This window comes from Pseudomonas sp. S8, assembly GCF_050473925.1.
Classification (GTDB): domain Bacteria; phylum Pseudomonadota; class Gammaproteobacteria; order Pseudomonadales; family Pseudomonadaceae; genus Aquipseudomonas; species Aquipseudomonas parakoreensis.
In genome coordinates this window covers 4,503,190-4,517,141 of sequence record NZ_JBFDVZ010000016.1, presented here as the reverse complement: position 1 = coordinate 4,517,141, position 13,952 = coordinate 4,503,190, and the positions used below count along the sequence as shown (strand labels likewise).

At 55.0% G+C, this 13,952-nt stretch carries 10 protein-coding genes; all 10 read right to left on the bottom strand.

Annotation, left to right across the window (positions count from 1 at the left end; all coding sequences use genetic code 11):
• Positions 1-8 precede the first annotated feature (8 nt).
• The 10 genes from AB1J88_RS21415 to AB1J88_RS21370 all read right to left on the bottom strand — a co-directional run bounded on the left by AB1J88_RS21415 (position 9) and on the right by AB1J88_RS21370 (position 13,951).
• Positions 9-1,097, bottom strand: coding sequence for a tetratricopeptide repeat protein (locus AB1J88_RS21415; RefSeq protein WP_430291925.1), 1,089 nt, complete (start codon positions 1,095-1,097; stop codon positions 9-11).
• 61 nt (positions 1,098-1,158) lie between these two features.
• Positions 1,159-1,917: a lysozyme inhibitor LprI family protein gene (locus tag AB1J88_RS21410; RefSeq protein WP_430292709.1), complete on the bottom strand. Its 759-nt coding sequence runs from the start codon at positions 1,915-1,917 to the stop codon at positions 1,159-1,161.
• A gap of 2 nt (positions 1,918-1,919) precedes the next feature.
• Complete coding sequence (locus AB1J88_RS21405) at positions 1,920-2,783, bottom strand: tetratricopeptide repeat protein (protein ID WP_430291924.1); 864 nt, start codon at positions 2,781-2,783, stop codon at positions 1,920-1,922.
• A gap of 4 nt (positions 2,784-2,787) precedes the next feature.
• The gene (locus tag AB1J88_RS21400) at positions 2,788-3,243 is read right to left on the bottom strand and encodes a hypothetical protein (RefSeq protein WP_420094610.1); all 456 of its coding nucleotides are present in this window, start codon (positions 3,241-3,243) and stop codon (positions 2,788-2,790) included.
• A gap of 68 nt (positions 3,244-3,311) precedes the next feature.
• Complete coding sequence (locus AB1J88_RS21395) at positions 3,312-5,762, bottom strand: alpha/beta hydrolase (RefSeq protein WP_430291923.1); 2,451 nt, start codon at positions 5,760-5,762, stop codon at positions 3,312-3,314.
• Between the two features lie 9 nt (positions 5,763-5,771).
• Entirely contained in the window at positions 5,772-7,166 is a 1,395-nt protein-coding gene (locus tag AB1J88_RS21390) for a TIGR01777 family oxidoreductase (protein WP_198758397.1), read from the bottom strand.
• A gap of 96 nt (positions 7,167-7,262) precedes the next feature.
• Complete coding sequence (locus AB1J88_RS21385; protein ID WP_430291922.1) at positions 7,263-8,402, bottom strand: lysozyme inhibitor LprI family protein; 1,140 nt, start codon at positions 8,400-8,402, stop codon at positions 7,263-7,265.
• 196 nt (positions 8,403-8,598) lie between these two features.
• Positions 8,599-9,135 carry a hypothetical protein gene (locus AB1J88_RS21380; RefSeq protein ID WP_430291921.1) on the bottom strand — a complete coding sequence of 179 codons (537 nt, stop codon included), beginning with the start codon at positions 9,133-9,135 and terminating at the stop codon, positions 8,599-8,601.
• Positions 9,136-9,148: 13 nt separating this feature from the next.
• Positions 9,149-11,857: a hypothetical protein gene (locus AB1J88_RS21375; RefSeq protein ID WP_430291920.1), complete on the bottom strand. Its 2,709-nt coding sequence runs from the start codon at positions 11,855-11,857 to the stop codon at positions 9,149-9,151.
• A gap of 51 nt (positions 11,858-11,908) precedes the next feature.
• Positions 11,909-13,951, bottom strand: coding sequence for a type VI secretion system tip protein VgrG (locus tag AB1J88_RS21370; protein WP_430291919.1), 2,043 nt, complete (start codon positions 13,949-13,951; stop codon positions 11,909-11,911).
• Position 13,952 lies beyond the last annotated feature (1 nt).

The window sequence follows — 13,952 nt, the reverse complement described above, 5'->3', positions numbered from 1 at the left end:
AGCGTTGATCACGCCTCGGGCACCAAAGCGCGGCGCTCACCCACCCTCGCCGGGATCTTCGAAGCTTTTCCCGCTTCAGACATTCGCGATACGTATTGCTTGTATGCCGCCACCGCCCGTTCTTTATCGTTCACGGCCCAATAACTGTCAGCGAGATTCAGGTAAGCAACCGTCCTGTTTGGGTGATTGGCAATTACTGCATTGAGCAACTCAATCGACTCAACGTAGTAACCCGCCTCGCCCAGTAAAAACCCAAGGTCGTTGGACCAGCCGGGACGCTGCGGGTAGTAGTACTTTGCGACGATATAGCTATCCGGGGGACAGGTGTCATGCGAGCCGCCGCCCATCAACACGTAGCTCATCGTATCCTTGAAGGAAGAGTCATCACCCTTTCGATAGGCTGCCAGCGCCATATCCAGCAGATCAGCCGAATCGACGGTCATCAATTTCTTTCTCACGCCCTTAATACTGCCAGTACGAGCAACCTGCAGCTTCTGCAGCGCTTCACGCCCATCGAAAGAAGCGAGAGTGATTGGGCCCAATGTCTGCACCGGCAACTCCACTACGCTGACGAGCGATCGATCACATGAGTCGTTATTCGCCACTTCCAGGAGAGCTTTCAGCTCAAACTGCTTTGAACCTCTGTTGAAGGCGAACAACAGGTTGAAGTTGTAAACCGCGTTATCTTCCTCGCTGGTTACCAGCGCTATGTAATCCCCAGCCTCAACGAACGGCTGCTTGACCACAGCTTCCTCCGCCTGCGGATCAATGACGGTCATGACGCCAGGGCGACCTTTGAGTAGATGGACGCTGAATACACCCTGAAGCGCAGACGAGTACTGACTTTTGATCAGAGGCAGCGCCTTCGACGTATCGAGCAATATGTCCTCATCACGTGCCTGTACCGGCGCAATCAACAATCGGTTGGAGGCCTCTTCCGCATCTCCTGCCAGAACAAATACGTTTTGCCGTGATGCATCACCCAGCAAGCTAGCCGGAATTTCCTTGAGGACTTGGGGCGCAGCAAGCGCGGGAGAACCCGGTACAGCGACACAACAAGTTAGAGCGCAGAGAACGCTCTGCAATACGCGTTTCACTTTCTTCAATCCTTGATTCAATCAAATGATGTCCAAATACACCCCAATAGAGCTTGTCCGATTAGGCACCGGGTTCAGGCGCGCCGCACTTTAGTTCTTCAATTCGCTCATTCTGGATCGGTATCACACAAGCGAGCCGCTTCTCTCCTTCCCCACGAAGCTCGAACAAGCTGAGCGTCAGGTGTAAACCATCAGCAGCAAATGCATGATCCTCAAACAATGCACTGGCATAACCATTCCAAAACGATTTGCCGTCAAAACTGCAAAACCGCTTGGAGGACAGCACTCTCCAACCGCCGTTGGGAGCCAGTATCTGGACCGTCAGGCATGGGCTGCCAAAGGTGCTGACATAACGTGCCACGACATTGCCGAAGCGCTGGGAGCCGGACAGGTACACCTTGTTGAGATCAACCACATTACCCGGCTCATCAGCGACGATTGTGTCCAGGTAAGCCGCACGCTCCAGACTCAGTCTGGCCATGCAGTTGTTGATCGTCGTGACATGCGCTGCCACCCCTGGCTCGATTTCCGTGGCTTCAAGCGGGCATGTGGTGTCGCGTAGCTTGATCCAGGCGCGCTGGGATTCTCTGGCCATGGCGACCAGCGCCTTGCCCTGCTCAGGGTCAAGCCGTTGTTGAGCCCCAAACCGTCCCAGCAGTTTCTTGTAGCTGGCATTGAGTTGCGTGTCGGCTTCCTTGCGGGCGGCCTCCACACACCGATCGACCTGGGCGCTCACGGTGATTTCCTTGCAGTCGTCCTCGGCCATCGCAAGAGAGGCAAACAGGCATACAAAGGACAACGCGATAAAGCGCACAAACATGTTCAATGTTTCATTCCCTGAATAACGGATCGCTCAACTACGCGTTGAGGTATTTTCTGCGCCTTGCCCTCGGCGCTCATCGCGTCGCGGTACTGGCTGTAATAGCGCTGCGCTTCATCTTTGCGATCAAGGCGCCAGAGTGAATCGGCGATGTTCAACATCAGTACTGTGCGTTTACCAACGGTCTCAACGCCGCGATAAAATTTCAGCGCCAGCTCATCGTTACCGCCCTCGGCCAAGTAAAAAGCCAAGTCGTTAAAAGCTTGAACATTGCGCGCCGGTGGGTGACAAGCCATATAGGACTCTGGACTTATAGTGCGAAGATTGAATGCGAGTTCTTCCACGCGAGATTGCGGCATCTCAATATTTGAGACCTGCTTCAATAAGTCCTTTGGAGACGGCGTCTGCATGACGAGGTCAGGCGCATCCTCTTCCCCGGAAGTCCACCGATTGCCCTCCCACTTGCCGTAGCAAAACCTGGCTGCCGGCTGACTGAGCACGCAACCGGTCTCCATCGAAATGACCCCGCAACCAGTTTCCTCTGTCGGGATTTCTTCACCCTCCTGGCCAATGACAACGCCATACAGAGTCTGAAGGAGGAGCAATGTTTTCTTGTCGGGACTTAACCAAGTCTCATGCGTTTCAGTACCCACCGCGGGTACATAGAGGGGAAACGTTTTTCCATTGGCGGTAAACGAGGCAACCGCCGACTCCGCAGCAGGCCTACCCCATGTCTTGTCCTTCAGCGTCACTAAGTGCCCGCCAACCCCCACGATCTGAATATTTTCAGACAAGGCATTGGCTGAAGCTGACACGCTCATGACAATCATCATCCGCTTAAGGCTGCCCGCGAGAAGACGGTTCATCCACTCACTCCTCATCCATCGGCGACGATTCCACGTCGGTCATGCTCAGCAGTCGAAATTCATTGTTCACAAACTCGTAGTAACGATCCCGGTTACCACTTTCCAAAGCATTCCCCTGCGCATCTTCTTCACCGTCGAGCGTGATGCCGGACACGATGATCAAGCGGCTGTCGGGCTGGTAAATCATGCCGAACGTGCTGCCGTCGTAAGCATTGGGCAGACCGCCAACGACTTCCCCAGTCTGAGCGTCCAGCACTTCGCCGCAAATGGCGCTACCGCCACAGCCGAGCCTGTGCAGGATGTAATGGCCGGCGAAGTTGACCTTGCCTTTCAGGGCTTGTGCCCGCGCTTGGTCCATCATTGGGCTGCTGTTTTCTTGCGGCACCAGCTTATGGTTGGGGCCGTTGAAAACTGGCGTGACGGTGTAATCCTTGAAGGTTGGATCTGCAGCGAAGGCCATGGCGGTTGAAATTGCCAAGAGACTGCCCGCTACCAGTGACAGCCAGTTCATACGCAACAATAGTGTTTTCACTTCCTATCCTTCGAATTAATCAATTCCAACTCACCATCCCGATACAACACCTCACACCCCATCCACGCCGGATCCACCTGCGGCATCACCGCCGACGGCTTGCGCAATTCCCGCAACAACGTCGAGCCATGGGACAGCCGCCCACCCATCCGCGCAATCACCGCTCGTGCTGCTTGATAGTGCGCATGCCGCCCCGGATCGAGGGTGTCTTCGAGCAGGATGTCCTCGCCGAGAATGCCTTGCACTTGTCCCGGATAAATCATGAACCCGGTGGCCTGCTCCGCACCTTCGCGACCGTCCTGCCAGAAGCTGCCATCGCGAGTGCGTACGTCCGGATGCGGCGCGAACCAATGCTCGCGGTCCGCCAGTGGCATGGCGTGGTGAAGACGGAAGAAGATGCACATCAGGTTGTCGCGGTACCACTCGCGTACTTGCAGGTAGTAGCCGCGCAGGCCCGGCAGGCCGGTCGAGTGCGCGAGGCGGATCAGCCCAGACCATTGCGGGAATGGCTGTAGCGGCAGTGCGCTCGACGCGGGTCTAGGCGTAGCGGGATCGGTTTCCCACGGCAATCGATGCGGACTGTTTTCAAGATTGTCGTAAGCGGTCGGCGGGCGGCCCAGCCAGTCGCCGCCACTGCTGGCCAGCGCCGTGGCGATGCACAGATTGCCTTGCACCACGAACACGTAGAACCGGGTGAACCAGTCCGCGAGTTGTTGGCCATTGGCACTTTGGGCGACCAGTTCGGCCAGCTCCCGATCGAAGCGCTGCAAACCGTTTTCAAGGTTCAGCAAATGGCCCCGAGCCTTGCGTTGCATACGCAAAAACAGCGGCAACGAACGCAGCATCTTCAGCGGTTGCCACGGCAGATGCGGCGTCGCACCACCAACTTCACCGGCGTAGTTATCGGCGCTGATGCCCCAGTCGGCCAACCGGGCAAGAAACAGGTCATTGTTGATGTAGGACGCGCCGCCGAACACAGCAGTGAACGGCTCGTTGTCCTGCAACACCCGCGCATCCCAACGCGCCATGATCGCCGGAATACTCATTGCCGCGCGGCGCTGGGTGTACTCCACCAGCACGCTCGGTTGCGGCGGCAGGATCTCGGCGATGTTGGCGGTGGTCAGGTGGCGGCGCCAGCCGTAATCGCTGATCGGCCGGTATTGCAGCAGCCACAGTTGCGAGCCGTCCCAGGCCCATTCGACGTCGCCGGGCACGTAGTGGAACACGCGCAACACATCTTGCATAAAGCGCCACAGCAGGTCTTCGGTCAAGCCGTGGGACGGCGTGAACGTGCCGCTGCGCCACGCATCGCCCAGTCGCGAAAGCGTTGCTTGTGAGGGGCTGACGTGACCGTTGGCCAACGATTCGAGATGGCCCTCAACCCATTCCAGTTCTACCGAGAGATGGCGCACGAACGCGATGCCGGAAACTACCGGGGTGATGAAGCGTTGCACCATCACTTCCTCGACGCCTTCGGCCGTCAGTTCGGCGATGCGTTTCGACACATTGGCGGGCGGCTCGCGCAGATAGGTTGTGCTCAAACCGGCATTCGCCGAATCGGCCTGGTCCTCGCCATAACTGGAGGAGCGCACCGCCCAGGTCACGTCGGGTTGGGCAGCGAGAAATGCTGGCAGACGCGGATCATTGCAATCGTTGAGCGTCAGCGCCGCCGGCACCGCTTGCCGCGCCAGTTCAGCCAGGCGCAAACGCCCGCCCTTGGTGTGCGCAACAAACCCGCGCTCGCCCGACTCCAGCCACTGCGCGAATTCGGCGGGCGAGTCGATCCACGGGTAATGGCCCCAACCGGGTTTGAGGCTGATAGTCAGATCAGCGCGAGCGAGAATCGCCGACCACGCCGCCGCTTGCTCGATACCGAGCACGGCGTCCTGATCGCCCCAAACCAACTCGACCGGATCGGTGATCCACTCCAGCAGTGGCAGCGCGGTGTCGGCGCGAATCAGATCCCAGTGCGGCACGAACGCACGACAGCGCGCATAGCCGGCGCCCATGCGCTGGTACTGCGCGGGCGTCCAGGTCTGGTTGGAAAACTTGCGCGCGAACAGTGTGGGCTGGTTCGACAGCAGCCAGTGAATGGTCTTGCGAATCGGCAGCGGCGACATCAGCGCCGGCAACCGCCGCTGCCACAGAAACGCACCGACCGGCGCCAACAAAACGCTGCGGGAAAAGTGCCCCGGCCGACGTTGCAACGCATGCAACACCAGCAACGCATTGACCCCGACCGCCATGATCGCGCTGCCCTGCTGTGTCATCGCCAGCAAGGTCTGCGCGTAGCCCGCCAGATCCTCACAGGGCGGCTGCGGATTGGCGCCGAAACCCGGCAACTCCAGCGGAACCACGTCGTAGTGTTGAAAGTGCGGCAGCGCGTCATCCCACCAATCGGCGGCGCTGCCGTTGCCGGCCAGCAGGTACATCAAGGGCTTGCTCATGAGCGATCCTCAGGTCAGATCGCGCAGAGCGGCGTCGAGGGTTGGAAAGCGGAATGTGTAGCCAGCCTCGGTCAAACGCTGCGGCACCACACGCTGGCCGTCGAAAAACAGCTGCGCCATCTCCCCTGCCATTGCACGCACTGGCGCGGCGGGAATATGGAACCACACCGGACGCTTGAGGACCTTGCCGACGTTCTCGGCGAAGGCTGCCTGACTGACGGTTTCCGGCGCCACCATGTTGTAGGTACCGCGCAGACTGTCGTCATCGAAAGCCCTTGCGATCACCTGAAGCACATCATCGCGATGCACCCAACTCATGATCTGCCGACCATCGCCCATGCGCCCGCCGAAGCCCAAGCGGAACGGCAGCAGCAACGGCGTCAACGCGCCGCCCGGGCCGAAGACCACGCCGAGGCGTAGCACCACCTGACGCACGCCAAACTCAGTGGCCGGTTGCGCGGCGGCTTCCCAACGCGCGCAGAGTTCGGCCATGAAACCATCGCCCTTGCTGGCGTGTTCATCGAGGCTTTCGCTGGCATCGCGCACGCCGTAGAAGCCGATGGCCGAGGCTTGAATCCACAGCGTTGGTTTTTGCTTGGTGTTCTTCAGCCAGGTCATCAACGCTTCGGTGGTGCCGACTCGGCTGGCGAGCAGTTGCGCCTGACGTTTGGGAGTCCAGCGTGGGCCGGCGACAGGGGCGCCAGCGAGATTGATCACTACGTCGAAGGTTTCGTCGTGACTGAGTTCGCCGAGCGAATGCACACAGCGGACGCGGCCGTTGAATAGATTGGCCGCGCTCAACGGATCGCGCGTTAGGACGCTGACCGAATGACCCGCGTCGAGTAATTGAATGACCAAGGCTTCACCGATGAACCCAGTGCCGCCGGTGATCAGCACACGTTTGAAAGCGCCACCGGCAAATGGGTTGGACAGGCTCGTTGTCTTTACTGCAGGAGACTTCCGGCGGTCATGCCGATACAGCCACAACAGTGGCGGCAACAACACCAGCAATGCAAAACCATCTAGCCATAGATGCGACCAAACCTGTTGTTGCTCTGAGAGCCACATGTCCTGCGGCGCCCATAACAGGATGCCGGCGATCAACCAGCCCCAGACTCCCGGGGCTTTCAAGCGATTGCCCAAGTGCACCAACGCGAGCATGTACAGCGAATAACTTTGCAGCGTCGCGCCGAACAGCGCGAGCCACCAGACTTGTTGTTCGTGGCCGGCGGCAGGTACCGCATCGGCGCCCCAGAATGCGAGTTCGAGGATGTGCAGATAGCCGTCGAGTAAACCGGAGTGACCGGCCCAAGTCAGGGTGAGGCCGGCGAGTATGTGCACGATTGCGGCGGCGTATAGCCAGAGCACTAACGCGGGGCGAAGCGAGGTCGAGGGGGCTGGCATTCCGTGTCCTGAGCGCATTACTTGGGGTGGAGAGTTTAAAGGAAGGACAACATAAAAAATCCAAAAAACTTTCTAACGCATGTTTTTAAGTCGTACTTATTCTTCAAGTGAGATAGCCATTTTCAGAGTAGATCCATTCAGATAAACGATCGCTTCGCGCCCGTTAACATCGATAGGCGTAGGATTCTGAATCATTCCTTCATCACTGGCCTTCGCAATTTTCGTCAGCGTCTTATCCACAACATTGGCACGCCAAACAGTTTTATCGCCATTCTTGAAATAAAACGTCGGCCTTGATTTGCTCCAGATTGGATTATAAATATTCCAACTAGCATCCGGCCCACCAACCGGAGCTATCGTTTCATACCCTGGGGTATGCGAATAGTACGCTTGCAACTTTCCATACTCTCCACCCCAGCCGAATGTCAAACCACTTACAGCATTTTCATTAGTATTTGGCCACTGCTGAAACAATAAACTACTTTCAACCGGCGGCAGCTTGGAGCCGAGTTTATAAACCATCCCCCGCAACTGATTTTTCGAAAGCTGCTGTCGATAGTAAAACGACCCGTCCAGAATTCCCGCAAACCTTTTGCCTTCGTCATTCGACCCCAGACTCAGAGCACCATCAAAACCGATATCTTTCGCAATCGTGTGCAGTATTTGCCTGTCATTGCGATCAACGTACTCATAAAGATTGCCCCTGTACGCTATCATCGCTGGATCAAAATGCCCTTCAAATACGATGACATGCAACATGCCTGAGATTGTTTCAGCGGAGATTAAAAATCGTTCGACAACCCCCTTTTCATTGGGAAGCCATGCTAAATCAACGACCTTCCATGAGCGCTCAGACTGCGTATATGGCTTATCGCCCAACATCAACTTAATATCTTTCTGGGTCGGCCTAGGCGCAATAGAAATCGGCGACAGAAACTGTATCTGCTGAGTATAAGCATCCTCTAGACACTCAACCGACTCACAAGCATTACGTTCCGACTCCAGCCAATCGCTTTCGATTATTTGAAAAGCCCGTCGACTCTTTAACGGCTTGAAAAATTCATTCAACTTTTCATCCATTATGGACAAAGAGGGAGAATTACAAATTTTCTTTTCTACGTCCGTTGAAGCCTTGCCGCAATCGAAACTCGCGGAATGCGCAACCGTACTAAAAAGCAAAAAGGCTAACGATAAAATCCCAGAAACTGGAAATATGTTTCTCATTGATTCAGCCATTAATGAAGTCTCAACGGGTGATATAAATTTCAAATGTTAAACCTTTCGGCGCGCGACAATTAGGCTCTTCCCATCGCATTTCGTCGGGCGACGCTAGCATTGACCATAAAGAATCAAGGCGTGGAATATAGCCAGCCAAGGGGTCGGATTAAGCCAAACAAAATCCGCTCCCTTTTATTGCCAAGACTATCTTTAATTATTTAGAGCCAATCATTTTATCAATATAGGTCTTTATCAACCCTGCATTAACGTAAGGAAAATGTTGCTCCTCACCTTCTTGATAACCTTCCATCCCACTCAAGTTTTTATCAAACCTGACAAGCTTATTCACAACCAATTCATTACCCGCACTTTTTTCATACCCATAAACTTGATAAAGGGTTCCGTACGTTCCAATTCCTCTACTCGTGATTTCCCAAGAAACCAAAACAAGTACATTTTTCTTACCTTTTACTGGATAAAAGAAAATCGACTCGATTTTTGGATCCGAGCCTGCCACATCATATTTATCGACAAGGCTTCTATTTTTTTTATTATCGGCACCAACAACATCCAAAACCAAAGAAACCGGAAATTCTGCGTTCCCTGTCTGCAAGAAGGAGAGTTCCCCTCCCTTTACAACATTAGTTTTAAACGGGCCCTGTAGCACGCGCCCCTGAAGGTAATCTACATCTTGCGCACTGCTGAAGTTTGCCATAAGAAGAACGAAAGCAAACATAAAAAAACGGAGCATAGCAAATGACCTCTTAGTTGATATTCATTAGTGCAGCAAGGGCTTGGTATCTATTGTTTCTGTCCGTATATCCGTTTTGCCCGCCATTCACCATTTGTGTGACGTCGACCACACTCCCCGTCTTGGCGACTTCGCACAATTTTGTGCCTCCTTGCCCAGTTTTGGTAAACCAAAAAACGAAGGCAGACTCAACTCCGTACTCGGTTGAGGAAATCAGGAGATCTGGATTGGCCACGAAATCCTGAATATCCGACGGATTTCGCTGATTATGCACATTAGTAAACCGTTGATACTCGGACTTTCCGGTTACCTGCAGCATTCCACGGCCACGATATCGATAACCGTCTCGACTAGCCTCATTGCCATTACCCATTCGATCCGCGTAGACGTAACTGGCAAGATTTTCAGCATTCATCGCGTAATGACTTGTTTCTGACCAAAGCTTGCTTCTCAACACACCAAAATCGCAGCTATCCGTTTGCTCATTATAGCCATTCACATTGTTTTGCCGTCGGCACCCATAGGTCTTCTTCATTTGCCGGGCACTATAATTCAAGCCCTCTTCAATAATCCTGAATTGACTTTCATGGCCGACTTGGGAAAGGAAATGCGCAATAGCTTTAGGTTGCTCAAGCTTATACGCCGCGGCATATTTATTGAGATACGGCAAAATACTCGAATGATGTGATTCAGCCCCTGCTGGGTTAGCGGCCCTAAGCATTTCCAAGGTAATCAGATCACGTGTAGCAGTGAAACTTCCAATAAGTGCAATCGGGTGAATATGCCGAACATTTGTATCATTGGTAATTCCATGCTGCCCGATAAGCTTGTCCCACCAACTCAACGTCTTAATTCTTGCTTTTTCTTCAATCCATTCATTGTGTGGCTCTGTTTCAGTGTGACCCATTAACTCATCCAGAGAATCCCATTTTTCTTGTTTGAATTGCCACTCGTTTTCATAGCGTGTAACCATCTGAGAAATCGGCTGAGCGAACCATGGTTTACTCAAAGCCTCTTTTATTTCCGAAGGCGTGAGTTTTTTATCGCCGTTTCTGTCTAGAATTTTGTAAAGATTTTGCTTTGTAGAACCTTCTTCGGCATTACCGATATTAGGCTGATAGTTAGCTTGCTCCTCCTCACTAAGACTTTCCTGCGCATGAAGAAACGCGGCCAAATGATCCACATTACTCCCAGCTTCATCTATAAAACTAAAACCCTCCCACTCAAATGGTGAATGGCGTGACAACGCAGTATCCGGCTCTGCAAACCAACCGCTGATTTCATTCCCTTCGGCATCCCCCAGCAACCCATCCAGACGCCACCAAAGCGTATAGGTAGTGGTTCCACCCATCACAACAGGAACTTTTATCTTTTTTTCCGCGGGTAGCGCTTCCAATACTCCGACTGGGATAAAGAAGTCATAGCCAACCTTTTTGTGGGGATCGGTCACTTTCGGAGGATTTGTTGCGCTCATTCCTTGCGTGTGAGTAACCAACACACTGTCTTTTGGAATCTTTACGAGCGTTTTTCCAGCGGCAGGCATTCCCGCAGCTTTCTCTTTACTCAGTTCAGTAAATGCCTTTACGTCCTCGCAGCTGAACACCTCAACGTGCAACAGATTCTTGGGCGCCGAATCCGAATGGTTTTGATATTTGCCTACGTGACCGATCAGACTCCCCGCCGTAATCGGGAATGGAGTCGCCAAAACATGTACCGAGTCCTTCTCGGCTGGCTCACTTTTGGCTTCAAGGTTCCCCTCCCAGACATACCCGAGCACTTCAGCAGGCGCCAGCGGAGGAATAGCACTCCCGCTGACAATCTCCAACAGTTTCTGGTACTTACCACGCGTCCCATCGTTCCCGATTCTGACTTGCGTGCCGTGGGGCAAAATGGCTTTTTCAGCGCCAGATCGGCTTGCAGAAGCGCGAACAACCAAACCTTTCTGAGGTGGGTTCATCGGGTCTTTTGCAGCGGCGCCAATGACGTAAGTGTTGGGTGTCGGACCCGCCGTCATTTCTCTCTTGAAAACCCAGCCTGCTCCGGGTTGAAGATTGGTATTAGCCGGCGTGACGCTGACCACCTTGAGCCAACCGTTTTGCTCTTCCCCCGTCTCGACGACCGTACCGCGACTCAAAACCGTTAGCACGGTTGCGTACCCAGGCTTGCCACGCGGTTCCTGACGAACGCGCAAACCGAGAATTTCGTCGTCAGCCGTTGCTTTGACTTGCAACGTACCCCCTCCCCAAAAGGGCGGTCGCGACAATGTCGGAATTTCCTCGTAGTTCTTCCACTGCAACAAATGCATGTAAAGACTGAAAAAAATCAGGCTTGGACCAGGTGCTGGCGGAGAAGCAGGCGATCCAGCAGGAGCTGGGGTTGCAGGTTGCACCGGCACTTCCAAACGATGCTTAACTAATACAAAACCAGTCGAAAACTCAGCCTCAGCCGTACCGTAGGCCGATTTCGGATAAGTACTATCAATACGGTAAGCGACTACTTCACCATCCGCGATGCACTTGACTTCTGCCAGGTCGGGCACTAAACCCGAGGCTTCATCGAAATGAATACCACCATGCCAAAGACCATTGGCACCCAACGGGTAGAAACCATCTTTGGCCTTGGCTAAGGCCTTGTAGAACTGCTGTGGATCCGTCGTCCCTGCCGCTCCAACTTTTAACGGATACGACCATTTTTCTACTTTCTTGCTGGTTGTCTCTGTCATTACCAATTACCTGAATTCTGATCCCTGGTGGCTTGGATTGCCGTCAATGTCTTACCCGGAAAAATTGAGCATCCGCTTCGGCTTGCGTTTGATTTTCTCCTCAGACGCATTCCCCAGCGCCTGATCCATCAAACTCCCCGCCTTATCCTTATCCGCAGCCCCCGGCAGCACCGGCGGCTTAATCCCTATGCCAGTCCCACTCCCCGGCGAGCCACCGGCATTAATCTTCACCACCGGCCCAACCACCGTCACACCACCGCCATCGAGTTTGATAAAGCTCCCACCCCCAAGAATGGTCAGCTCCGTCCCCGCCTCAATAACAATCTTGTCCCCAGCCTTGAGGTGAATCTCTTTCCCCACGCTGGTCAGTTGTGCCGTGCCCAGCTTCACATGCTGGTTCTGCCCAACCGTCAGGTGGTCATCCAGCTTCGCTTCAACCTTGCGGTCGGAAATAGTCGTGCGGTGTTCTTCAGCCTTGAGTTCGGTGTAGGTGTTCTTCACCACCGTGTCATGACGTTCATTACCGACACGAATCTTCTGGTCGTGCTCGATGTTTTCATCCCAGTCGCGCTGGGCGTGGATGTAGATTTGCTCCGCGCCTTTTTTGTCTTCGATGCGCAGTTCGTTGTACCCGCCGCCGCCCGGGGAGCTGAGGGTTTTGAACACGCTGCGGGTTTTGTTTGCCGGCAGGGCGTACGGCACCGGGTTTTCCTTGTGGTACAGGCAGCCGGTGACGAGGGGTTGGTCGGGGTCGCCTTCGAGGAAGGTGACGAGGACTTCCATGCCGATGCGCGGGATGCTGATCGCGCCGTAGCGGTCGCCGGCCCAGGAGCTGGAGACGCGCAGCCAGCAGCTGGTTTTGTCGTCGGCGAGGCCTTCTCGGTCCCAGTGGAACTGGACTTTGATGCGGCCGTATTGGTCGCAGTGGATTTCTTCGCCTTTGGGGCCGGTGACCATGGCGGTCTGGCTGCCGAGCACCCGCGGTTTCGGGTGTTCGAGAGCCGGGCGGTAGAACACGTCCCACGGGGTGGCGAGGAAGGTGTTGCGGTAGCCCTGGTGGAAGTCGTCCTTGTTGTCGGTGGTGTCGCTGGTCACGCCTTCTTCGAGGACTTGCGGTTGTTTGCCTTCGTGGAAGATTTCGGTGAGCAGCCACAGGTCGTTCCACTCGCTACGCGGGTGGTCGGACATGGCCATGAAGTGGCCGCTGACCAGTTTGGTCTGGTCGCCGCGACCTTCGGCCTGGCGGTAGTCGGCGCGGTGGCGTTCGAGGGCGCGCTGGCTGAGGAACTTGCCGCGTGCGCGGTCGATGAAGCGGCCCGGGTAGTCGTAGTCTTCGAGATCCGGCTCAGTGCTCTCGCCATCCGGCTTGTAAGCCGCTTCCATCTGCAGGCGCGGTTTTTCGAAGTCGTAGTCGCGGCGCGTGGTGCGGCTGGTGCGGGTTTCCAGACGCAGTTTGAAGCCTTTGATCACCGGCTCTTCGGCGACCATGCCGCTGCCCTGCACGTACGCGGTCGGCTGGCCGAGGTCGGGGAACACGGTCTGGTCATCACCGAACACCAGCAGGTGGGCTTTTTCGCTGTGCTGGAAGTGGTAGTGAATACCCTCCTCTTCGCACAGACGCTGGACGAAGTGCAGATCGGTTTCGTCGTACTGCACGCAGTAGTCGCGATCCGGGCACGGCTGGCTCAGTTGGAAGCTGTAGGCGTTGCCCTTGATCCCGTGTTCGTCGAGGATCAGCGCGATGATTTTTGGCGCCGACATCTGCTGGTAGATGCGCTGGTTGGTGCGGTGATGCAGGTACTGCAGTTGCGGCACCAGCGAGACCTTGTAGCGGGTCAGGCGCTTGCCGGCATCGCCCTGGGCGACGCGGTAGATCTGCCCGTGAATGCCCGAGCCCTGCGGATCGAATGCGAGAAACGCCTGCTTGTGCAGGAGTTTTTCCAGGTCCAGATCGGGGTTTTCGCTGACCAGTTCGAGGTCGAAACGAAACGGCTGGCTGATACCTTCGGTGCCGGTGAACGACAGCACTTGCAGGTCGCCCACGTAGTCTTCGACCTTGAGGCTGAAGTGGGTTTCGTTAGCTGGGTTGAACATA